The sequence below is a fragment of the Litorihabitans aurantiacus genome (genome assembly GCF_030161595.1).
Taxonomy (GTDB): domain Bacteria; phylum Actinomycetota; class Actinomycetes; order Actinomycetales; family Beutenbergiaceae; genus Litorihabitans; species Litorihabitans aurantiacus.
On record NZ_BSUM01000001.1, the window covers coordinates 1,764,070 to 1,785,261 of the forward strand.

General features: G+C 74.0%; 18 protein-coding genes and 3 pseudogenes. 9 read left to right on the forward strand and 12 right to left on the reverse strand.

Translation table 11 applies throughout. The features are described 5' to 3' along the window. The first annotated feature begins 66 nt into the window (after positions 1-66). Positions 67-924, forward strand: coding sequence for a spermidine synthase (locus tag QQK22_RS08330; RefSeq protein WP_284250508.1), 858 nt, complete (start codon positions 67-69; stop codon positions 922-924). A gap of 16 nt (positions 925-940) precedes the next feature. Here the strand turns inward: QQK22_RS08330 and QQK22_RS08335 are convergent, their stop codons facing one another. Both QQK22_RS08335 and QQK22_RS08340 read right to left on the reverse strand, forming a co-directional pair. Then, positions 941-1,144: a cold-shock protein gene (locus tag QQK22_RS08335; protein WP_284250509.1), complete on the reverse strand. Its 204-nt coding sequence runs from the start codon at positions 1,142-1,144 to the stop codon at positions 941-943. A 169-nt stretch (positions 1,145-1,313) separates the two neighbouring features. Continuing rightward, the gene (locus QQK22_RS08340) at positions 1,314-2,471 is read right to left on the reverse strand and encodes a proteasome assembly chaperone family protein (RefSeq protein WP_284250510.1); all 1,158 of its coding nucleotides are present in this window, start codon (positions 2,469-2,471) and stop codon (positions 1,314-1,316) included. 170 nt (positions 2,472-2,641) lie between these two features. Here QQK22_RS08340 and QQK22_RS08345 point away from each other — a divergent pair, with 170 nt between their 5' ends. Both QQK22_RS08345 and serA read left to right on the forward strand, forming a co-directional pair. Then, positions 2,642-4,858, forward strand: a complete 2,217-nt coding sequence (locus QQK22_RS08345) for a HelD family protein (RefSeq protein ID WP_284250511.1) — start codon at positions 2,642-2,644, stop codon at positions 4,856-4,858. A 37-nt stretch (positions 4,859-4,895) separates the two neighbouring features. Then, positions 4,896-6,095, forward strand: a complete 1,200-nt coding sequence (gene serA / locus QQK22_RS08350; RefSeq protein WP_284250512.1) for a phosphoglycerate dehydrogenase — start codon at positions 4,896-4,898, stop codon at positions 6,093-6,095. A gap of 75 nt (positions 6,096-6,170) precedes the next feature. On the opposite strand, the gene nrdR is transcribed toward serA, so the two are convergent. Together nrdR and QQK22_RS08360 are read right to left on the reverse strand one after the other, a co-directional pair. Further along, complete coding sequence (gene nrdR, locus QQK22_RS08355; RefSeq protein ID WP_284252629.1) at positions 6,171-6,692, reverse strand: transcriptional regulator NrdR; 522 nt, start codon at positions 6,690-6,692, stop codon at positions 6,171-6,173. A 141-nt stretch (positions 6,693-6,833) separates the two neighbouring features. Then, positions 6,834-7,202: a LysM peptidoglycan-binding domain-containing protein gene (locus QQK22_RS08360; RefSeq protein ID WP_284250513.1), complete on the reverse strand. Its 369-nt coding sequence runs from the start codon at positions 7,200-7,202 to the stop codon at positions 6,834-6,836. 315 nt (positions 7,203-7,517) lie between these two features. On the opposite strand from QQK22_RS08360, the pseudogene lexA reads away from it, so the two are divergent. Continuing rightward, positions 7,518-8,254, forward strand: a pseudogene (lexA, locus tag QQK22_RS08365) (transcriptional repressor LexA); the annotation flags it as partial. Positions 8,255-8,311: 57 nt separating this feature from the next. On the opposite strand, the gene QQK22_RS08370 reads toward lexA, so the two are convergent. The 4 genes from QQK22_RS08370 to hflX are packed head-to-tail and all read right to left on the reverse strand — an operon-like array spanning position 8,312 to position 12,907. Continuing rightward, positions 8,312-9,325, reverse strand: coding sequence for an L-lactate dehydrogenase (locus tag QQK22_RS08370; protein WP_284250514.1), 1,014 nt, complete (start codon positions 9,323-9,325; stop codon positions 8,312-8,314). Positions 9,326-9,335: 10 nt separating this feature from the next. Further along, on the reverse strand, positions 9,336-10,343 hold the full coding sequence (locus tag QQK22_RS18720) for an ATP-dependent DNA helicase (RefSeq protein WP_348525544.1): 1,008 nt from the start codon (positions 10,341-10,343) through the stop codon (positions 9,336-9,338). Further along, the gene (locus tag QQK22_RS18725; RefSeq protein WP_348525545.1) at positions 10,325-11,398 is read right to left on the reverse strand and encodes an ATP-dependent DNA helicase; all 1,074 of its coding nucleotides are present in this window, start codon (positions 11,396-11,398) and stop codon (positions 10,325-10,327) included. The genes QQK22_RS18720 and QQK22_RS18725 overlap by 19 nt, the downstream gene beginning before the upstream one ends. Positions 11,399-11,401: 3 nt before the next feature. Then, positions 11,402-12,907, reverse strand: coding sequence for a GTPase HflX (gene hflX / locus QQK22_RS08380; protein ID WP_284250515.1), 1,506 nt, complete (start codon positions 12,905-12,907; stop codon positions 11,402-11,404). A gap of 127 nt (positions 12,908-13,034) precedes the next feature. Between hflX and QQK22_RS08385 the strand changes: the two genes are divergently transcribed. Continuing rightward, entirely contained in the window at positions 13,035-13,643 is a 609-nt protein-coding gene (locus tag QQK22_RS08385; RefSeq protein WP_284250516.1) for a class I SAM-dependent methyltransferase, read from the forward strand. A gap of 192 nt (positions 13,644-13,835) precedes the next feature. On the opposite strand, the pseudogene dapF reads toward QQK22_RS08385, so the two are convergent. From dapF to QQK22_RS08400, 3 genes and pseudogenes are all read right to left on the reverse strand, one after another. Next, positions 13,836-14,768 (reverse strand): annotated as a pseudogene (gene dapF / locus QQK22_RS08390) (diaminopimelate epimerase); the annotation flags it as partial. Further along, the gene (gene miaA, locus QQK22_RS08395; RefSeq protein WP_284250517.1) at positions 14,765-15,700 is read right to left on the reverse strand and encodes a tRNA (adenosine(37)-N6)-dimethylallyltransferase MiaA; all 936 of its coding nucleotides are present in this window, start codon (positions 15,698-15,700) and stop codon (positions 14,765-14,767) included. The pseudogene dapF and the gene miaA, both read right to left, overlap by 4 nt. Before the next feature lie 8 nt (positions 15,701-15,708). Beyond that, positions 15,709-16,503, reverse strand: a complete 795-nt coding sequence (locus QQK22_RS08400; RefSeq protein WP_284250518.1) for an endonuclease/exonuclease/phosphatase family protein — start codon at positions 16,501-16,503, stop codon at positions 15,709-15,711. A 37-nt stretch (positions 16,504-16,540) separates the two neighbouring features. Between QQK22_RS08400 and QQK22_RS08405 the strand changes: the two genes are divergently transcribed. Both QQK22_RS08405 and QQK22_RS08410 read left to right on the forward strand, forming a co-directional pair. Further along, on the forward strand, positions 16,541-17,170 hold the full coding sequence (locus QQK22_RS08405; RefSeq protein ID WP_284250519.1) for a type III secretion system chaperone family protein: 630 nt from the start codon (positions 16,541-16,543) through the stop codon (positions 17,168-17,170). After that, a complete protein-coding gene (locus QQK22_RS08410) occupies positions 17,167-17,622 on the forward strand; it encodes a type III secretion system chaperone family protein (protein ID WP_284250520.1) in 456 nt (151 codons plus the stop codon). The genes QQK22_RS08405 and QQK22_RS08410 overlap by 4 nt, the downstream gene beginning before the upstream one ends. A gap of 27 nt (positions 17,623-17,649) precedes the next feature. Here the strand turns inward: QQK22_RS08410 and miaB are convergent. Continuing rightward, a pseudogene (gene miaB, locus QQK22_RS08415) lies at positions 17,650-19,225 on the reverse strand (tRNA (N6-isopentenyl adenosine(37)-C2)-methylthiotransferase MiaB). Positions 19,226-19,371: 146 nt separating this feature from the next. Between miaB and QQK22_RS08420 the strand changes: the two are divergent. Then, complete coding sequence (locus QQK22_RS08420) at positions 19,372-20,142, forward strand: amino acid ABC transporter ATP-binding protein (protein WP_284250521.1); 771 nt, start codon at positions 19,372-19,374, stop codon at positions 20,140-20,142. Positions 20,143-20,266: 124 nt separating this feature from the next. Further along, complete coding sequence (locus QQK22_RS08425; RefSeq protein ID WP_284250522.1) at positions 20,267-21,160, forward strand: glutamate ABC transporter substrate-binding protein; 894 nt, start codon at positions 20,267-20,269, stop codon at positions 21,158-21,160. Positions 21,161-21,192: the final 32 nt, after the last annotated feature.

A 21,192-nucleotide genomic window follows, 5' to 3' on the forward strand; every position in this document is an offset into this window, starting at 1 on the left:
GGTGGTCCGTCGGCGTCAGCTCCCCCGCACCTGCCGCACGAGGCGGTCGCCATCGACACCGGCACCGTGGAGCTGGAGGGCGATCCGGACCGGCCCGGTGGCGTCATGGTCTTCGTCAACGGCGTCGAGTCCTCCTACGTCGACCTGGAGGACCCCCGGCACCTCGAGTTCGAGTACATGCAGCAGATGCTCCTGGCGATGCACGACCACCTCGAGGCGGAGGCGCCCCGCATCCTGCACCTGGGCGGGGCGGCGTGCGCGTTCGCCCGGACCATCCACGCCCTGCACCCGCGAGCCCGCCAGCTCGTCGTCGAGCTCGACGGCGAGCTCGCCCGGCGCGCGCGCGAGTGGTTCGACCTGCCCCGCTCCCCCGCGCTGCGCATCCGGGTCGGCGAGGCGCGGTCCGAGCTCGAGGTGATGGCGGGCACCTTCGACGTGGTCGTCCGCGACGCCTTCGCCGGTGCACGGGTGCCCGAGCACCTGACGACGGTCGAGTTCCTGCACGCGGCCCGTGCCCGGCTGGCGGCGGGTGGCCTCTACCTCGGCAACCTCGTCGACGCGCCGCCCCTGACCGTGGCGCGGCGTGAGGTCGCGAGCGCCCGGGAGGTCTTCGCGCACGTCGCGCTCGCCGTCGAACCCCCGATCCTCAAGCAGCGACGGTTCGGGAACGTCGTCGTCGTGGCGTCCGACCGGCCCCTCCCGCTGCAGCGCCTGACGCGAAGCCTGCTGAGCCTGCCGGCCCCGGTGCGCCTCGTCGTCGACCGTGAGCTGGACGCGTTCACCGGGACGGCCGCGCCGCTGCGGGACGCGCCGACCGCGCCCGACAACGAGGCACGGCCCGAGAGCGAGGGTGAGGGCGACGACACCCCGGCAGACGTGGACGCACAGGTGCGGCCCGCCCCCGGGGGGACGGGCCGCACCTGACGCTGCGAGGCTGGTGTCAGACCGCGCGCACGCTCTCGGCCTGCGGGCCCTTGGGGCCCTGCGTGATCTCGAACTCGACGCGCTGCGCCTCCTCGAGCGAGCGGTAGCCGTCGCTCTCGATCGCCGAGTAGTGCACGAAGACGTCGGCGCCCCCGCCGTCCTGGGCGATGAAGCCGTAGCCCTTCTCCGCGTTGAACCACTTCACGGTTCCCTGTGCCATCTGTGTCCTTCCGGGGACTCGTGGGTGCGGCCCTGTGCCGCGCCCGTCGTGCTGCATCGATCCCCAACGCCGTGCTCGAGGTGCGTCCGACAGAGAGAGAAGCAGTGTGCAACGCGTCTCATCGTGCCAGAACCGGGTTCGGGGCCGCCACCGCTGAGAGGGGCGTTTCCTAGCGCCCGGGCCGATCCTCGTCGCCGCGGTCCGACTCCACCTGCCGGGCGAGGAAGGCCTCGAACTCGGCACCCAGCTCGTCGGCCGACGGGACGTCCGCCGACGCGAGGAGGCTCCGGCCGGAGGCCTCCTGGTAGGCGTCGTACTGGGTCTCGAGGGCGCTGACGAGCGCCGACACGTCGGGCGACTCCTCGATCTGACGCTCCACCTCGACGGCGACGCCTGCGGCCGCCTCGTCGAGCGCCGAGGGGTCCAGGTCGTACCCGGTCACCCGGGCCACGGTGCGCAGGAGCTCGCTCGCGGCCGCGGGGTAGGACGCCTGCGACAGGTAGTGCGGGACGTGCACGGCGTAGCCCATGGCGTCGCGGCCGCGCTGACCCAGGCGGTACTCCAGCAGGGCGCTGGCGCTGCCGGGGATCTGCACCGTCCCGAAGATGTCCGCCTGCGGGTCGACGAGGTCCTCGCGCGTGGCGTGCGCCGTCACCCCGATGGGTCGCGTGTGCGGCACGCCCATCGGGATGCCGTGCACCCCGACCGTCGTGCTCACCCCGAGCCGCTCGACGATCTCCTCGACGGCGTCGGTGAAGGTCTCCCAGCGCAGGTCGGGCTCCGGTCCGTGCAGGAGGAGCAGGCCGCCGTCCGGCGTGGCGACGTGGTCGAGCGCCAGGACCGGGTCGTCGTAGCCGGTGTAGCTCGGCGACGTGAAGGTCATGGTCGGGCGGCGCGAGCGGTAGTCCATCAGCTCGTCGACGTCGAAGGTCGCCACGCGCGTGGTCGGGTGGCTGGCCAGCAGGTGGGCGGCGAGCAGCGAACCCGCGCTGCCGGCGTCCATGCCGCCGCGCATCGCGTGCACCAGCACACCGGCGCGCGCGTCGTCGATCGTGCGCGGGGTGCGCTGCGGATCGGCGACGGCGTCGGGCGTCAGGGACGCGCGGGCGGCAGGGGTCGGGTCGGGTGCCGTCGTGCCCGCGCGGTCGGGGGCGGCGTCCGCGGGGACGCGGTCCGCAGCGGCGGTCGCGTCGGTCGCGGCGGGCGGCGCGACGCTCCCGGCCGTGCCGTCGACACCGTCGACCTCGGGCGCGGCACCGGCCGCGTGCCGGCCGCGTCGGGCCCCCGGGCCCTCGAGGTCCCAGCGGTAGAGCTCTCCTGGCTGCATGGTGTCGTCCTTCCCCGCGGCCACCGGCCGCGCGCCGTTCCTGAGCGGGACAACGCCCCCGCCCGCACCCGCATTCCCCGCGCGCACGGCCGGTCCGGCCACGAGCGGCACGGCGCGAGGTGCGTGATAATGGACGGCCGGTCGAGGAGGCAGAGGTGCGAGGAGGCGGCGTGGACGGCGGACCAGACACGCTCGAGGGCGACGACGTCGCGGCGCAGCAGCTGCGTGCGGAGCAGCTCGTCGTCGACGACGTCTACGCGCGTCTGGACGCGCTCCGCACCGAGGCCCGGGCCCAGCTCGAGCAGGTGCGCTCGACGCCGACCGGCGGGACGCACCAGGCCCGCTCCGAGCGCGACTCCTTCGCGACGCTGTACGCCGACCGGCTGGCGACCTACGACGCCGTCGAGCAGCGCCTGCTGTTCGGCCGCATCGACGTGCACGAGGGCGGGCGCCTCGTGCAGCGCTACGTCGGTCGGATCGGGATGTCCGACGCCGAGCACACCCCCGTCCTCACCGACTGGCGCGCCCCCGCCGCGCGGCCGTTCTACCAGGCCACCGCGGCCAACCCCGCGGGTGTTGTCCGGCGCCGGCACGTCGCGACGCGCGACCGCGTGGTCACCGGCGTCGAGGACGACGTGCTCGACGTCGACCGCCTCGACGACGAGACGCGCGCCGGCCTGTCGGGCGAGGGCGCCCTGCTCGCGGCGCTCGGGGAGCACCGGACGGGCCGCATGCACGACATCGTGGCGACGATCCAGTCGGAGCAGGACGAGATCATCCGCTCCGCGCTCGACGGCGTGCTGGTCGTGCAGGGCGGACCCGGCACCGGCAAGACCGCCGTCGCGCTGCACCGCGCCGCGTTCCTCCTCTACGCCCACCGCGAGCGCCTGGCGCGCTCCGGGGTGCTCCTCGTCGGGCCCTCGCACGCGTTCCTGCGCTACATCGAACGGGTGCTGCCCGCCCTCGGCGAGACCGGCGTGGTCTCGACCACGATGGCGACCCTGCTGCCCGACGTCGTCGCAGGCGCCCACGAGCAGCCCGCCGTCGCACGGGTCAAGGGTCGCGCGAGCATGGCGGGCGTGATCGCCCGCGCCGTCGCCGCCCGCCAGCGCGTGCCGGAGCGCACACAGACCGTGCGGGTCGGCTCGCACGAGCTCGAGATCCGGCCCGACGACGTCGCGGCCGCCCGCTCCCGCGCCCGACGCGCGCACCAGCCGCACAACGCCGCCCGCACGGTCTTCGTGCGCCAGATGCTGCAGGTGCTGGCCCGGCAGTACGCGCAGGCGCTCTCGTCGGAGGTCTCGGGCGAGGACATGGCCGGGATCGTCGAGGACGTGCGGGTGGAGCGCGACGTGCGCGTCGCGCTCAACCTCCTGTGGATGCCGCTCAGCCCCGAGGGGCTGCTGCGCGACCTCTGGTCCAAACCGCACCGGCTCGCCGAGGCCGCCCCCGGGATGTCCGCGCGCGACCGGGCGCTCCTCGCCCGCGATCCCGGTGCCCCCTGGACCGAGGCGGACGTCCCGCTGCTCGACGAGGCGGCCGAGCTCATCGGCGAGCGCATCGACCCCGAGCGCGACCGCGCGCAGGCGCAGGCGGAGGCGCAGCGCAAGGCCGAGATCGCCTACGCGCGCGAGTCGATGCAGGCCTCCGGCGCGGGCGGCGGGATGGTCTCGGCCGAGACGCTCGCCGCGCGCTTCGCCGACACCGGACCCTCGCTGACGACGGCGGAGCGCGCCGCCGCGGACCGGTCGTGGACCTACGGGCACGTGGTGGTCGACGAGGCCCAGGAGCTCTCCCCCATGGCGTGGCGGGTGCTGCTGCGGCGCTGCCCCTCCCGGTCCTTCACGGTGGTCGGTGACACCGGTCAGACCTCCTCGGGCGCGGGCGCGCACCGGTGGGGCGACGTGTTCGACCCGCTCGTGCGCGGCAGCTGGCGCCTCGCGGAGCTCACCGTCAACTACCGCACGCCGCGCAGCGTGATGGACGCCGCGAGCGCGGTGCTGGCGGCGGCGTGCCGGCGCGACGGCGTGACGCCGCCGGAGCACGCGATCGTGTCGGCGCGCGACCTGCCCGGCGCGCTGCGCGTGGCGGCGGGTTCGCTCGAGCAGGAGGTCGCGCTGGCGCGCGAGCTCGGCGGGACGGTCGCCGTCGTGGCACCGGTCGAGGCCGTCCCGCGGCTGCGCGAGCGGCTCAACGCCCCGGGCGTCGACCTCACCGCACCGCTCGTGGTGCTCGACCCGGTCGAGTCCAAGGGCCTCGAGTTCGACGCGGTCGTGGCGATCGACGTCGGGCGGATGGCGCGCGGTGACGCGTACGTGACCATGACGCGCGCCACGCGGCGGCTCACCCTGATGGGTGACCAACCCGCGGGACTACCCGTCGAGTGATTTGAGGGCAGGGTCCGCCACGGCCACAATGGGGCCCGTGCCTCGCGCCCTCCTCCTCGAGAACATCCACCCGCTCGCCGTCGACATGCTCACGGACGCCGGCTACGACGTCGAGACCGCGCGCGGCGCGCTCGACGAGAGCGAGCTGATCGCCGCGCTGGACGGGGTGTCGCTGCTCGGCATCCGCTCCAAGACGCAGGTGACCCGCGAGGTGCTCGAGTCCTCCGCGCTCGACGCCGTGGGCGCCTTCTGCATCGGGACGAACCAGATCGACCTGACGGCCGCCGCCGAGCACGGGGTCGCGGTGTTCAACGCGCCGTTCTCCAACACGCGCTCCGTGGTGGAGCTGGCCGTCGGTGAGATCATCGCGCTCACGCGGCGGCTCACGGTCCAGAACTCCTCCCTCCACCAGGGGGTGTGGAACAAGTCGGCCGACGGTGCGCACGAGGTGCGCGGACGCACCCTGGGGATCGTCGGCTACGGGAACATCGGCACCCAGCTCTCGGTCGTCGCCGAGGCCCTCGGGATGCGGGTGGTCTTCTACGACACCGCCGAGAAGCTCGCCCTCGGCAACGCGCAGCGCCTCGCGAGCCTCGACGACCTGCTGGAGCAGGCCGACGTCGTCACGCTCCACGTGGACGGCCGCCCGGGCAACGCCGGGATGTTCGGTGCCGCGCAGTTCGACGCGATGCGCGAGGGCGCGATCTTCCTCAACCTCTCGCGCGGGTTCCTCGTGGACTACGGGACTCTGCGCGAGCGGATCCTCGACGGTTCGCTCGCCGGCGCCGCCGTCGACGTCTTCCCGCACGAGCCCAAGGCGAAGGGCGACGCGTTCGAGAGCGACCTGCGCGGACTGCCCAACGTCATCCTCACGCCGCACATCGGCGGGTCGACCGAGGAGGCGCAGCACGACATCGGCCTGTTCGTCGCGAACAAGCTGCGCGAGTACGCGCGCTCGGGCGCCACGAACCTGTCGGTCAACGTGCCCGGCCTCGTCCTCGACGCGCCCCGCGAGGGGTCCGAGCGGATCGCCCTGCTGCACCGCAACGTGCCGGGCGTGATGGCCCAGCTCAACGACGCGATGGCCGACGCCGGCGGGAACGTCGAGTACCAGGTGCTCGGCACGTGGGGCCAGCTGGGGTACGCCGTGACCGACGTCGTCGGGACGGTGTCGGACGACGTCGTCGCGCGGATCGCCGCGCTGCCGACGACGATCCGCGTCTCGCGCCTGCGCTGAGCGACCGGTCCGTGGCCCGGCCGGGGGTCGGTCGTCGGGCTGGTCAGCCGCTGGGCTGACTGGTCGCGGGGCTGGTCAGTCGCGGGGCTGGTCAGTCGCGGTGTCCGCGGCCTCGCCGGCGCGGGCGTCGCTCGCGCGCTCGGGTCGGTCGGCGTGATCGATGCGCAGCGCGGCGATGGCGTCCTCGAAGTCGACCAGCGACGCGAAGTCCTGGTAGACGGAGGCGAACCGGAGGTAGGCCACCTCGTCGAGCTCGCGCAGCGGGCCGAGGATCGCGAGGCCGACGTCGTGCGCCTCGATCTCGGCCGCGCCGCTCGCTCGGACGGCCTCCTCCACCGCCTGGGCGAGGAGCGCGAGGCTGTCGTCGGTGACGGGGCGACCCTGGCACGCCTTGCGGACACCCGAGACCACCTTGTCCCGGCTGAAGGGTTCCACCACGCCGGAGCGCTTCACGACCGAGAGGCTCGTGGTCTCGACCGTCGAGAACCGTCGACCGCAGGCGGGGCAGAGCCGGCGACGCCGGATCGACGCGCCGTCGTCGCTCGTGCGCGAGTCGACCACGCGTGAATCCGTGTGGCGGCAGTACGGGCAGTGCACGTCGTCTCCGAACCGTGGTGGCGCGTCACCCTCGGGGTGACTCGGGCCGCCCATTGTTCCACGCTCGTGCTGCGCGACGCTCCACACCCCGGGGACACGGCGTCCGACGCCGCGCCCCCGGTCGCGACGCCGTCGACGTCGTCAGGACGCCGGGAGCAGGAGCTCCGCGCCGGCCTGCACACCGAGGCCGTCCAGGTCGTTGAGGTCGGCGATGGCTGAGACGACGTCACGCACGTCCTGGTCCGGGGCGGCGATGGTGTCGGCGATGGTCCAGAGGCTCTCCCCCGGCGCGACCACGACGGTGGTGGTCGCTGCCGTCGGGGTGGCGACCTCCTGTCCCGCCACCGCCTGCCCCGCGACCGAGCCGACCCCGGCCGCCACTGCGAGCCCGAGGCCCACGAGGACGGCCCGGCCGCGACGCGTCAGGCGCATCGGCGCAGGGCGGCGCGCCTGCGAGGTGCACCGTGCCCGGTCGGTCACGATCGTCGTGGTCGCGGTGGTCGTCGTCATGATCTGCTCCTTCGAACCTGTGTTCGTCGTACGCCTGTTCGATACCGTAGGACATCGAACGCGAGTTGTCGACACTCCGTTCGAACACGTGTCGCACGAACTCGGCGGTTCGGTCGTACGCTTGTCCTACGAGGAGCACACCACCGACCACCGACATCGGGATTCCGGGCAGCGTCCGGAGCCCCGGGAACGACACGGAGGTGGCGGTCCACGTCGGTCCGCACGGGGCTGGCAGGGGCAGGACGACGACGCGCGACGAGGGAGACGACGATGGCCACGCGAGACCCGAGGGTCCTCACGGTTCGACAGCGGGCGGTGCTGGAGGTGATCCGCACGTCGGTGGCGGAGCGCGGCTACCCGCCGAGCATGCGCGAGATCGGCGAGTCGGTCGGCCTGAACTCCCCCTCGAGCGTGAAGCACCAGCTGCAGCAGCTCGAGGAGAAGGGCTACCTGCGGCGCGACCCGAACCGGCCGCGCGCCATGGAGGTCGTCGGCGAGCCTCCCGTCGTCTCCGCCGCTCCCGGGCTCACCCCGCGGGCCGACGCCGCCGCGCTCGCCGCCCGGACCGCCGTCGGGCGGGGGAGGCCGACGGCGAGATCGGTCGGCAGGCCGGCGGACCGACCGGTGCTCCCCCGACCGTCCCGCCCGTCGTCGTGCTGCCCGAGCCGGCCGACGCCGACACGTCGTTCGTCCCGCTGGTCGGGCGCATCGCCGCCGGCGGTCCGATCCTCGCCGAGCAGTCGGTCGAGGACGTCTTCCCGCTGCCGCGCCGCCTCGTGGGCGACGGCGAGCTGTTCCTGCTCCAGGTCGTCGGCGAGTCGATGATCGACGCCGCGATCTGCGACGGCGACTGGGTCGTCGTCCGCTCCCAGAACGTCGCGGAGAACGGCGAGATCGTCGCCGCGATGCTGGACGGGGAGGCCACCGTCAAGACGTTCCGCCGGACGCCGGACGCCGTCTGGCTCATGCCCGCCAACCCTGCCTTCACCCCGATCGACGGTTCCGACGCGCAGATCCTGGGGCGCGTCGTCGCCGTGCTGCGTCGGGTCTGAGCCGGTACCGACCGACCGGAGCCCGCGCGGGCGCGCCGGTCGGTCGGCAGATCAGGGCTAGAACCCCAGCGAGCGCGCCGCGGCGCGGATGTGGTCGGCGCTGCCGCGCAGCTGCTCCATCTCCCGCGTGCTCATCGGCAGCCCGAGCCGCTCGCGTGCGCCGTGCGCGTCCACGATCGTCGGCATGGACAGGCAGACGTCGGAGATGCCGAGGAACTCGTCGTCGATCCGCGTGGAGACCGGCAGCACCCGGTGCTCGTTGCGCAGGACCGCCTCGATGATGCGCGTGACAGCCAGCCCGACGGCGTAGTTCGTGGCGCCCTTGCCCTCGATGATCGAGTACGCGGCGTGCACGACGTCGTGCCCCAGCCGCTCGCGCACCGCGTCGGTGAACATCGGGGAGCCGTCGCGCCCGAGCCACTCCAGCAGCGGTACGCCGCCGATGCTGGCCGAGCTCCACATCGGCACCTCGGAGTCGCCGTGCTCGCCCAGCACGTAGGCGTGGACGTTCTGCACGGCCACGCCGCACTCGCGCGAGATGAGGAAGCGCAGGCGTGAGGAGTCCAGGACGGTGCCCGAGCCGAACACCTGGTTCGGGGGCAGCCCGGTGATCTTCTGGGCCGCGTAGGTCACGACGTCGACCGGGTTGGTCACCATCATGTGGATCGCGTGCGGCGCGATGTCCACCAGGGTGGGGAGCACCTTCTTCACGAGACCGACCGTCGTGGCGGCCAGGTCCATCCGGCTCTGGCCCGGGTGCTGCTTGGCGCCTGCCGTGAAGACCACGAGGTCGGCGTCGCGGCAGATCTCGATGTCGTCGCTGCCCTCGATCGTGGCCTGCGAGATGAACTCGATCCCGTGGCCGATGTCGGCGGCCTCCGCGGTGACCTTCGCCCGGTTGATGTCGTACAGCACCACGCGGCGGGCGGCGCCGCGCACGAGGGTCGCGTAGGCGAGCGTGGCACCGACCGATCCCGCGCCGACGATCGCGACGGTCGAGACCGGGCGGGGCAGGCTCACGGGCTGGCCGGCGGACGGGCTGCTGGGCTGGGTGGCGGGGGCGGCGCTCATGCCGTCAACTCTAGGCGGGGGCCGTCGCGTCCGCCCGGGACCTTCTCCCCACCGCGCCGCCGCCGTCGCGATCACCCGCCCCCGTTGCGAGCGCCTCCTGCGCGAGCCGCCGCAGCGCCGCGCGCGCGACCTCGGGGTCGGTCGTGGGCCACATCGGCGGCAGCGAGCGCAGCAGGAAGCCGCCGTACCGTGCGGTCGCGATGCGGGAGTCCAGGACGGCGACGACGCCGCGGTCCGTCGTCGAGCGGATCAGCCGGCCGGCCCCCTGGGCCAGCAGCAGCGCGGCGTGCGCGGCCGAGACGGACAGGAACGCGTTCGCGCCCCGGCTCGCGGCCACCTCCGACCGGGCCTGCACGACCGGGTCGTCCGGGCGCGGGAACGGGATGCGGTCGATGATCACCAGGCGGTTGGTGAGGCCGGCGACGTCGACGCCCTGCCAGAGCGAGAGCGTGCCGAACAGGCTGGTACGCGGATCGGCCCGGAACTGCCGCACGAGCTCGGGCAGGGTGTCCTCGCCCTGGCACAGCACCGGCAGGTCGGTCGCGCCGCGCACGTGCTCGGCCGCGCGCTCCGCGGCTCGGCGGGACGAGAACAGCCCCAGGGCGCCGCCGTCGGACGCCTGGAGGAGTCCGGTGATCTCGGCGAGCGCCTCCGGTCCCCCTCCCCCAGCCGCGGGCGGCGGGAGCGCGCGGGCGACGTAGCGGATGGCCTGCCGGCCGTAGTCGAAGGGCGCGGGGACCTCGAGCGCGCGGTAGTCCTTCGCGTCGTGCAGCCCCACCTCGTGCGCGGCCGGGGCGAACTCGCCGCCGATGCGGAGCGTCGCCGAGGTCAGCACGGCGGCGTGGTCGGCCAGGAGGTGGTCCGCGACGAGGTTCGCCACCTCGAGAGGCGCTACGAGCAGCCGCTTGGAACCGTCGCCGCGCTCCTCGCACCAGAGCACGTCGCGCCGCTGGGCCACGTTGTCCGACAGCAGCCGGTCCGCGATCTCGAGCGCGACCGTCAGCGCCGAGCGCACCATCTGGACACCGCCGTCGCCCGGGAGCTCGCCGGCCCGCCGCTGCCACCCGACGGCTTGGTGGCCGTCAGCGCCTCCCGGCAGGCCGCCGCGAGCATCGTGACGACCTGGGTGAGCTGCTCGGTCGGGCCGTGCGGGAGCCGACCGGGCGGGACGGCGATGATCGCGGCGGCGAGCTGCGAGGCGCACTGCTCGAGCGATTCGACGACCACCCCGGCGTTGCGCCGCACCATCCGCGCGATCCGGTCGATGCTCGGACCGGACAGCTCCGCCGTCGCCGCCGAGCGCGAGCGCGACGTCAGCTCGTGCGCCTCGTCCACGACCAGCGCGTGGTGCTCCGGCAGGACGCCGGGCGAGCCCGTCGCGGCGATGCCCAGCATCGCGTGGTTGGTGACGACGACGTCGGCCTCCTTCGCCGCCGTCCGGGCCCGTTCGGGGAAGCACTCCGACAGCAGTGGGCACCGCGTGCCCAGGCAGTCCATCTTCGTGACCGAGACCTGGCGCCACGCGCGGTCGCTCACGCCGGGGACGAGCTCGTCGCGGTCACCGGACTCCGTGTCCGCCACCCACTCCCGCACGCGCAGGACCTGGGCCCCCAGACCCTCGTCGGCGTCGGTCGCGGGGTGCTCCGCCGGCGGCTCCAGGTCGAAGAGCGCCCCCGCCTCCTCGGGGTAGCCGCCGGAGACCTTGTGGCGGCAGGCGTAGTTGTGCCACCCCTTGAGGAGCGCGACGTCGGGCTCGCGCGGCAGACGCGGAGCGAGCGCGTCGGCCACGGCCGGCAGGTCGGTGCTGAGGATCTGCCGCTGGAGGGCGAGCGTCGCCGTCGAGACGATGACGCGCTCGCCGTGCGTCACGGCCCGCAGCACCGCCGGGACGAGGTAGGCGTAGGACTTGCCCGTACCAGTTCCGGCCTCGACCAGGAGCGGCGTCCGCCCGGCCAGCGCCTCCTCGACGGCGTTCGCCATCGCGTGCTGCCCCTTGCGCCGCTGACCGCCGCGCGCGGCGACGACCAGGTCGAGCGCGTCGTCGAGATCCAGCGCGACCCCCGAGTCCGCCACGGGTCAGTCGGACGCGCTGGCGCGCAGCGCGGCGGCGAGCGCCGAGTCCACCCGGGCACGCAGGCGCGTGCCGTCTTCCAGGTGCTCCTCGTCCAGGACCTCGCCCGTCGTGTGGGCCTGGTGGACGAGGTCGCCCCGCGTGTAGGGGACGACGACGTCGATCGCCTCCGCCGGGCGCGGCAGCAGCGTCGCGATCAGCTCGCGCAGCTCCTCCACCCCCGCACCCGTCCGCGCCGAGACGGCCGCGGTGTGCTCGGCGGACACGCGCAGCCGCGCGAGCGTCTCGGGTTCGGCGATGTCGGCCTTGTTCAGGACGAGGACCTCGGTCAGCTCGTCCACGCCGTCGATGTCCGCCAGGACCTCGCGCACCGCGGCGATCTGGCTCTCCGGGTCCGGGTGGGAGGCGTCGACGACGTGCAGGAGCAGGTCGGCGTCGCCCACCTCCTCGAGCGTGGAGCGGAAGGCCTCCACCAGCTGGTGCGGCAGCGCGCGGACGAACCCGACCGTGTCGGCGAGCGTGTAGGCGCGGCCGTCCGGGGTCTCGGCGCGGCGCACGGTGGGGTCGAGCGTCGCGAACAGCGCGTTCTCCACCAGCACCCCGGCGCCGGTGAGGCGGTTGAGCAGCGAGGACTTGCCGGCGTTGGTGTAGCCCGCGATCGCGACGGCGGGCACGCTCGAGGCGTTCCGCACGGCCCGCTTCGTGGCGCGCGACGGCGCCATCGCGGCGATCTCGCGGCGCAGCTTGGCCATCCGGTTCCGGATGCGACGCCGGTCCAGCTCGATCTTCGTCTCACCGGGTCCGCGCGACCCCATCCCGGCGCCCGCGCCGCCCACCTGGCCGCCGGCCTGGCGGGACATCGACTCGCCCCAGCCGCGCAGGCGCGGGAGGAGGTACTCGAGCTGGGCGAGCTCGACCTGCGCCTTGCCCTCCCGCGACTTGGCGTGCTGCGCGAAGATGTCGAGGATCAACGCGGTCCGGTCGACCACCTTGACCTTGATGACGTCCTCGAGCGCACGGCGCTGCGAGGGGGCGAGGTCGCCGTCGACCACGACCGTGTCGGCGCCGCTCGCGGCGACGATGTCGGCGAGCTCGGCCGCCTTGCCCGATCCGAGGTAGGTACCGGGGTCGGGCGTGCGCCGCTTCTGCAGCAGCCCGTCCAGCACCTGCGAGCCGGCGGTCTCGGCGAGGGCGGCGAGCTCGCGCAGCGAGATCTCGGCCTGCTCGGCGTCCCCCGCGAAGAGTCCGACCAGCACGACGCGCTCGAGGCGGAGCTGGCGGTACTCGACCTCGGTGACGTCCTGGAGCTCGGTGGACAGGCCGGCGACGCGGCGCAGCGCCGAGCGCTCGACGAGGTCGAGCTGGTCGCCGTCGTGCTCCGTGTGACCGTCGCCGCCGGACATCACGGCGGTGCCGGCGCGGGCCAGGATGCGCTCCACGATGCGGCTCGCCTCGTCGCGCGCCGCCCGGTCCGTGCGGTCAGTCGGGGTGGGGTTCTCGTGCGTCGTCATAGGTGAGTCATCGTCCCACGCGGGCGCGCAGCGGCGAAGGCTTTTGCGCTGTGGGCGCACCGGTGGTGGGCGCCGTCGCACCGGGTCGGGCCGGGGACAGTCGGGCGGCCCTGGATAGGCTGGACCCGTGAGTCACGGCGAGCACTACTTCACCGCCTCCCCCGCCACCCCCGCGCTGCTGCGCACGATCGACGTCCGCCTCGCAGGGCGCGAGGTGAGGGTGACGACGGCGCCGGGCGTCTTCTCCGCCGACCACCTCGACCACGCCACCCGCCTGCTGCTGGAGGAGGTGCCGCCACCCCCGAGCGCCGGTGACCTGCTCGACCTGGGGTGCGGCTGGGGGCCGGTCACGCTCACGCTCGCGCACGCCTCGCCCGACGCACGGGTGTGGGCGGTCGACGTCAACGAGCGCGCGCTGGACCTCACCCGCCGCAACGCGGAGGCCGACGGCGCGACGGGCGTGCGCGCCGTCCTGCCGGACGAGGTGCCGGGCGACGTGCGCTTCGCGGCGATCTGGTCGAACCCGCCCATCCGCATCGGCAAGCCTGCGGTGCACGCGATGCTGAGCCGGTGGCTGCCGCGCCTGACGCCCGACGGCGAGGCGCACCTCGTGGTGGGCAAGAACCTCGGCGCGGACTCGCTCGCGCGCTGGATCGAGCAGGACCTCGGGCTGCCGACCTCCCGCGTGACCAGCGCGGGCGGTTTCCGCGTCCTTCGCGTCGCGCACGCCGGCTGAGCCGGGGCGACGCGAATCCTCTCGGGGTGCGCCAGAAATCCTCTCGCGGAGCGTCAGAAATGCTCTCGCAGAGGGTCGGGAAGGCTCTCGGGGTACGTCAGAAAAGCTCTCGGGGAGGGTCGGGAAAGTTCTCGGGGAGGGTCGGGAAAGTTCTCGGGGTGCGTCGGAAGAACTCTCGCGGTCAGCGGGGGTGACGTCCGCGACGAGCTGCGCCGGGCCGCGCAGGGCCACACCGCCGTCGGGGTCGAGGTGCACCGCGAGCGTGCCGCCCGGCACGTGCACGACCCAGTCCGCCGGCGCACCGGCACCGGCCCAGACGCTGGCCGCGAGCGCCGCGGCGCAGGCCCCGGTGCCGCACGAGAGGGTCTCGCCGACACCGCGCTCGTGCACGCGCATGCTGATCACGCCCCAGCGCGTCCCGTCGCGCTCGATCTCCCCCTGCGCCCACACGATCTCGACGTTGGTGCCAGCGCCGGGCACCGGGTCCACGAGCGGCGCCCGCGTCAGGTCGGCGGCCGCCAGCTCGGCGGCGTCGGACACGGCGATCACGACGTGAGGGTTCGGCATCGCCACGCTCAACCCCGGGCGCTGCCCGTCGACGCCCGCCACGGTCACGAGCACGTCGCTCCCCGCCGCGAGCGCCGCCTCGCCACCGGGCACGGTCCACCGGCCCATGTCGGCCTCGAGCTCCGCACCGACGCGGTGCACGCGCAGCACACCGGCCCGCGTGGCGACGTCGACGTGGCCGCCGTCGGGCAGGTCCACTAGCCCCTCGTCGGCGAGGAACGCCACGAACACCCGGATGCCGTTGCCGCACATCTCGGCCACCGAACCGTCGGCGTTGCGGTAGTCCATGAACCACTCCGCCGCGTCCGAGCCGTGCGGCAGGGCCTCGTCGCGCGCCGCGACGGTCGTGCGCACCGCGCGGATCAGCCCGTCGGCGCCGACGCCGTGGTGGCGGTCGGTGAGTCGCGCGACGTCGGCGGGTGCGACGGCGAGGTCGCCGCCCGAGTCCACCAGCAGGAGGAAGTCGTTACCGGTGCCGTGCCCCTTGACGAGCCGGGGCCAGGTCGGCGCCGCCGTGGAGGTCGAGTCGGGGGCATTGCCGGCAGGTGGGGTGCTCACCCCTCCAGGCTAAGGCCCGCCTCCCGCAGCACCGCCGTGGCCGCCGCCAGCTGGGCGTCGGCGCTCGCCTCGCCGTCGAGCCAGGTGATGCGCGGGTCGCGGCGGAACCAGCTCACCTGGCGGCGCGCGACCTGCCGGGTGGCGACGGCGGTCGCCTCGGCCGCCTGCGCCGTCGTCATCTCCCCCGCGAGAACGGCGCGGGCCTGGGCGTAGCCGACCGCGCGGGACGCGGTCACCCCGAGGCCGCCGCGCGCGACCGCCTCGGTCTCCGCGACGAGCCCGTCGGCGAACATCCGCTCCGCGCGCACCGTGATCCGGTCCACGAGCGCGGGACGCGGCACCTCGAGCGCGAGCTGGAGCGCGGGCCGGGCGTAGACGTGCTGCGGGAGGTGGGCCGTGTAGGGCTGCCCGGTCAGGGCGATCACCTCGAGCGCGCGCACGAGTCGCCGCGTGTTCCTGCTCCCGATCCGCTCGGCGGCCTCGGGGTCGAGCCGCGTCAGCTCGGCGTGCAGGACGCCGGGTCCTTCGTGCTCGCCGCGCGCCTCGAGCGCTGCGCGCACCGCGGGATCGGTGTCGGGGAAGTCGAGCGCGTCCAGCGTCGCGCGCAGGTAGAGGCCGGAGCCGCCCACGAGGATCGGCAGCCGACCGCGCGCGAGCACGTCGTCGATCGTGGCGTGCGCCTGCTCCTGGAACGCGGCGACCGAGGCGTCCTGGACCGGGTCCAGCACGTCCAGCAGGTGGTGGGGCACCCCGGCGCGCTCGGCCACGGGCGTCTTCGCCGTCCCGATGTCCATCCCGCGGTAGAGCTGCATCGCGTCGGCGTTGAGGATCTCGCCGCCGGTGCGCTGCGCGAGATCGATCGCGAGCGCGCTCTTGCCGGAGGCCGTGGGGCCGACGACGGCGAGGATCCTCGGGGCGGTCGGGTGCGGCACCCCCGACGCTACCCGGTGGGCCCGGCTGCGGCGTCGGAGGTGCCGCCGGGTGCGCCCCAGCGCCGCTCCCACGTCGTGGCGACGCGGGAGCCCCCGCCGATCTCGAGGTCGACGAGCACGGGCAGGTGGTCCGACGGGAGCCCCGGGCGGTCGCTCCCGGTGCGTGCCGCGAGCACGCGCACGGCCCCGGCCACCAGGACGGCGTCCAGCCGAGTGCGCGGTCGCCGGTCGGCCGTGGAGGGGTAGGTAGGGGCGTCCGCACCGGGCACCGTGGCGACGGCGTCGCGCAGGCGGGTGCCGAGGCGGTCCCACGTCGCGTCGCCGGGGCGGGCGTTCAGGTCCCCCGCGACGACGTGGACCGGTGGCGCACCGGCGGCGTCCAGACCCGCGAGCACGCGGTCCACGTGCGCCAGCCGGGCCTGCTCGTCGACGTCGAGGTGGAGGCTCGACACGCGCAGAGTCGACCCCTCGGAGCCGGCGACGCGCAGGTGCGCGGTCGCCGTCGCGCGCGGGTAGGTCCACCACGCGCCGGAGAACCCGCGCGGCATCCGCTCGACCTCGCCCGCGTCGACCGAGAGGGCCGGACCGACCAGGACCGCGACGCCGCACGCGCCGCCGCCCGCCGCCACCCGCATCCCGACGGCGCGGGCGAACGCCGCCAGCACGGCGCCCGATCCCGGCCACCTCGGACACTCCTGGAGGCACACGACGTCGGCGCGCGAGCGGCGCACGACACCGGCCGCCCGCGCGGGCTCGCGCAGGCCCAGGACGTTCCAGCTCAGGACGCGGATGGTCGTCGGCACCCCCGATCATGGCGCACCTCGTGCCTATGCTTGCGGGGTGGTACGGCGCTGGAAGTGGTGGCGTCGCCCGACGGGCGACGCGGCGCGGGGTGCCCGGCGCACGACGCCGGGCCCCGGGACGGGGTCGGCCGCTGCGCCCGACGGCGCGGGCGGGGCCGCGGAGGCGGCCGCCACCGATCCCACCGCCGACCACCCGCGTGCGCCCGGGTCCGTGGACGGTCCCGGAGCGAGCAACGTGGTGGCCACCGTGACGCGCGACCGCGTCGCGGCGTCGCTGCGACGCCGCGACTACCGCTACCTCGTCGACGAGCGCGGGGACCTGTGCGGGCTGTGGGCCTACCGGTTCTTCTCCTTCGGCGTGGTCCCCGACCAGGTCCTCCAGGTGCGCGGCCGCTGGTCGCGGCAGGCGTCGATCGAGCGGCTGTGGGAGGTACTGGCCTTCACCGACTCCTGGAACCGCGAGCGCCACCACCCCAAGTGCTACGTCCGGGTGCACGACGACGGCCGCGTCCACGTGCTCACCGAGGTCACCGTCCCGGTGCGGTCCGGGCTGAGCGACGCGCAGATCGACCACCTGCTCGCGGTCGGGCTCGCGAGCGGCGGCATGGTCTTCGACGCGCTCGACGAGCTCTACCCCGACCCCGCGCTCAACCGGGAGCCGTCGTGAGCTCCCCCGACGGACGCGACGACCGGGCTGCCGACCACGCGCGCGGCGACGTCGTCGCGGTCGTGACGCCGGAGATGCTGCGCGCGCTGGTCAGCGGCCGCGGCGAGTTCGTCCGGGACCTGCCGACCGGCGTCGCGGGACGGTGGGAGGGTCACGCGTACCAGGTGCTCATCGAGGGCACCGAGCTCGTCGTGCGCACCCGGTGGGCGCGGGTGCTGCCGGCGCGCGCCGGCCGTGGTGCCGCGCAGCTCGTCAACGACTGGAACCGCGACCGGCTGCTGCCGACGCTGTACACCGAGGTCGAGGGCGAGAACCTGACGATCGTGGCCTCGAGCGCGACCCCGGTCGTCGCCGGGCTGAGCGCGCACCAGGTGGCCGAGGTGGTCGACGTCGCGCTCACCGTCACGGGGCACGCGCTGCGGTCCCTGGCGGCCTCGGTCCCGGCCGGCTGAGGCCCGCACCGGGCCCTGCGACGACGGTCAGCGCACCCGCAGGGTCGGCAGGCCGAGCGAGACGGGCCGCCGCTCCCCCGCGTCACCACCGGCGCCGCCGGTCGGCACGCCGCACGCGTCGCCGCCGTCGCGCCGCGCCTGCCACGCGTCACCCGACCGGGTCCGGCGCACGCGCACGCCGGCACCGTCGGAGACGAGGTGGTGCGGCGCTGCCTTGGTGATGGTCGTCTCGACGACGTCGCCCGGGCGGGGCCGATCGCCGTCGGACATCTCGGGCGGCAGCCCGACGTGCACCAGCCGGTTGTCGCGCGCGCGACCGGTGGTGCGGCCCGAGGCGGCGTCCTTGCGCCCGTCCTGATCGGAGACGAGGACCTCGACGGCGGTGCCCACGAGCGCGGCGTTCTCCGCCGTCCCGATCCGCTCCTGCAGCTCCACCAGGCGCCCGTAGCGCTCGGCGACGACCTCGGCCGGCACCTGGTCGGGCAGGTCGGCGGCCGGCGTCCCCGGACGCTTCGAGTACTGGAACGTGAACGCCGAGGAGAACCGCGAGGTCTCGACCACGCGGAGGGTCTCCGCGAAGTCCTCCTCCGTCTCGCCCGGGAAGCCGACGATGATGTCGGTCGTGATGGCCGCCTCGGGGATCGCGTCGCGGACGCGGTCGATGATGCCGAGGAACCGCGCGCTGCGGTAGGAGCGGCGCATCGCGCGCAGGACCCGGTCGGACCCGGACTGGAGCGGCATGTGCAGGCTCGGCATGACGTTCGGCGTCTGGGCCATGGCCTCGATGACGTCGTCGGTGAACGCGGCCGGGTGGGGACTCGTGAACCGCACCCGCTCGAGGCCCTCGATCTCGCCGCACGCGCGCAGGAGGCGGGCGAACGCGTCGCGCTGCCCGAACGAGACCCCGTAGGAGTTGACGTTCTGACCCAGGAGGGTCACCTCGATCGCGCCGGCGTCGACGACGGCCTTCACCTCCGCGAGCACGTCACCGGGGCGGCGGTCGCGCTCCTTGCCGCGCAGGTGCGGGACGATGCAGAACGTGCAGGTGTTGTTGCAGCCCACCGAGATCGAGACCCACCCCGCGTAGACGCTCTCGCGCTTCGTCGGGAGGGTGGAGGAAGACCTGCAGGGACTCGTGGATCTCGACCTGCGCCTGCTCGTTGTGGCGGGCCCGCTCCAGCAGGACGGGCAGCGCGTCGATGTTGTGGGTGCCGAAGACGACGTCGACCCAGGGCGCCTTCTCCACGATGCTCTCGCGGTCCTGCTGGGCGAGGCAGCCGCCGACGGCGATCTGCAGTCCCGGCCGCTCGCGCTTGACCTGCGCCAGGCGGCCGAGGTTCCCGTACAGCTTGGTCGCGGCGTTCTCGCGCACCGCGCACGTGTTGATGACGACGACGTCGGCGTGCGCGGCGTCGGCCGCGACGTCCGTGCCCGCGCCGCCCGGGTGGGCGGCCACGAGGCCCGCGGACTCCAGGAGCCCGGCCATGCGCTCGGAGTCGTGCACGTTCATCTGGCAGCCCAGGGTGCGGATGACGTAGCTGCGCTGGTCGGCGGGCGTGGCAGCCTCGGCGTCGATGGGCGCGGGCGGGGCGGTGATCGTCACCGGGGCAGTCTACGGACCGCCCGACCAGCACTCGCGCCGGTGCTTATACCAGAGCCGCCCCCACCGCCGCTTGAGGTGGCGAAACGTTGCCAAGATGTGACACGCCGATGATGCTCCGTGTAACACCGGCGGGCTACGTTGCCCCCATGACTTCCACGCCCGAGCCCGTCATCGAGCATGCGACGCCCCTCGTCCACCTCGCCGCGGTGAACAAGCACTTCGGCCCGCTGCACGTGCTGCAGAACATCGATCTGGACGTCGCGCGGGGCGAGGTCGTCGTCGTGATCGGCCCCTCGGGCTCCGGGAAGTCGACGCTCTGCCGCGCGATCAACCGGCTCGAGACGATCGACGACGGCGTGATCGAGCTCGACGGCAAGCCGCTCCCCGCGGAGGGCAAGGCGCTGGCCAAGCTGCGCTCCGACGTCGGGATGGTGTTCCAGTCCTTCAACCTGTTCGCCCACAAGTCGATCCTCGAGAACGTCACGCTCGGACCGATCAAGGTGCGCGGTCTGAAGAAGAAGCAGGCCGAGACCGAGGCGATGGCCCTGCTCGAGCGCGTCGGCGTCGCCACCCAGGCGAGCAAGATGCCCGCCCAGCTCTCCGGCGGTCAGCAGCAGCGCGTCGCGATCGCCCGTGCCCTCGCGATGAAGCCGAAGGTCATGCTGTTCGACGAGCCGACCTCCGCGCTCGACCCCGAGATGGTCAACGAGGTCCTCGACGTGATGGTCTCCCTCGCCAAGGAGGGCATGACGATGATCGTCGTGACCCACGAGATGGGCTTCGCCCGCAAGGCGGCCGACCGCGTCGTGTTCATGGCCGACGGGCAGATCGTCGAGCAGTCCGACCCCGAGTCGTTCTTCACCAACCCGCAGTCCGAGCGCGCCCGCGACTTCCTCGGCAAGATCCTCACGCACTGACGAGCCCCACGGCATCGTCACCGTCATCGTCGCCGCACCACACACCCACCCGACCCGGTTCCTGATCGACCCGGGGAAGACCGGATGCGGGCCCCGGCCCCATCCGCACACGAAGGAGCATTAGATGCGCAACGTCCGATCCATCTTCGCCGTCGCGGCGGTCGCCGCGCTCGGCCTGAGCGCCTGCACGACCGACGCCGGCAACGACGCTGCCACCGAGGACGAGGGCACCGGAACGTCGACCTCCACCGCGACCGCCGACGGCGCCGACTGCTCGGGCGGCGACGGCACCCTCCGCATCGGCATCAAGTTCGACCAGCCCGGCCTCGGTTTCCAGGACGGCTCGACCTACACCGGGTTCGACGTCGACGTCGCGACCTACGTGGCCTGCGAGCTCGGCTACGGGGCTGACGCGATCGAGTGGGTCTCGGCGCCCTCGGCCAACCGGGAGACCATGCTCGAGAACGGCCAGGTCGACATGATCTTCGCGACCTACTCGATCACCGACGCCCGCAAGGAGGTCGTCGACTTCGCCGGACCGTACTTCGTCGCCGGTCAGGACCTGCTGGTGCGCGAGGACGACGACTCGATCGACGGCCCCGAGTCGCTGAACGGCAAGAACCTCTGCTCGGTCACCGGTTCGACCTCGGCCCAGAAGGTCAAGGACACGCTGGCCTCCGAGGTCCAGCTGCTCGAGCAGCCCGGCTACGCCGACTGCGTCACGGTGCTCGAGGCCGGTCAGGTCGACGCCGTGACCACCGACGACATCATCCTCGCCGGCCTGGCGGCCACCCCCGCCAACTCGGGCAAGTTCAAGGTCGTCGGCGCGCCGTTCTCGGAGGAGAACTACGGCGTCGGTCTGCCCAAGGGCTCGGACATGTGCGAGGACATCAACACCGCGATCACCGCGATGATCGACGACGGTTCGTGGGAGGAGGCCGTGACCTCGAACACCGAGGGCACCGGCTACACCCCCAACGCCGACCTCAACCCGCCGACGCCGGCCGCGTGCGCCTGATCGCGCGCTGATCGACCACTGATCGTGGAGGG

Excerpts from the sequence above, each read along its gene's own strand:
- QQK22_RS08425 (WP_284250522.1), top strand. The coding sequence starts at position 20,267 with ATGCGCAACGTCCGATCCATCTTCGCCGTCGCGGCGGTCGCCGCGCTC.
- QQK22_RS08370 (WP_284250514.1), bottom strand. The coding sequence starts at position 9,325 with ATGAGCGCCGCCCCCGCCACCCAGCCCAGCAGCCCGTCCGCCGGCCAG.
- QQK22_RS18720 (WP_348525544.1), bottom strand. The coding sequence starts at position 10,343 with ATGGTGCGCTCGGCGCTGACGGTCGCGCTCGAGATCGCGGACCGGCTG.
- QQK22_RS08335 (WP_284250509.1), bottom strand. The coding sequence starts at position 1,144 with ATGGCACAGGGAACCGTGAAGTGGTTCAACGCGGAGAAGGGCTACGGC.
- QQK22_RS08420 (WP_284250521.1), top strand. The coding sequence starts at position 19,372 with ATGACTTCCACGCCCGAGCCCGTCATCGAGCATGCGACGCCCCTCGTC.
- QQK22_RS08340 (WP_284250510.1), bottom strand. The coding sequence starts at position 2,471 with ATGCAGCCAGGAGAGCTCTACCGCTGGGACCTCGAGGGCCCGGGGGCC.
- hflX (WP_284250515.1), bottom strand. The coding sequence starts at position 12,907 with ATGACGACGCACGAGAACCCCACCCCGACTGACCGCACGGACCGGGCG.
- QQK22_RS08360 (WP_284250513.1), bottom strand. The coding sequence starts at position 7,202 with ATGACGACGACCACCGCGACCACGACGATCGTGACCGACCGGGCACGG.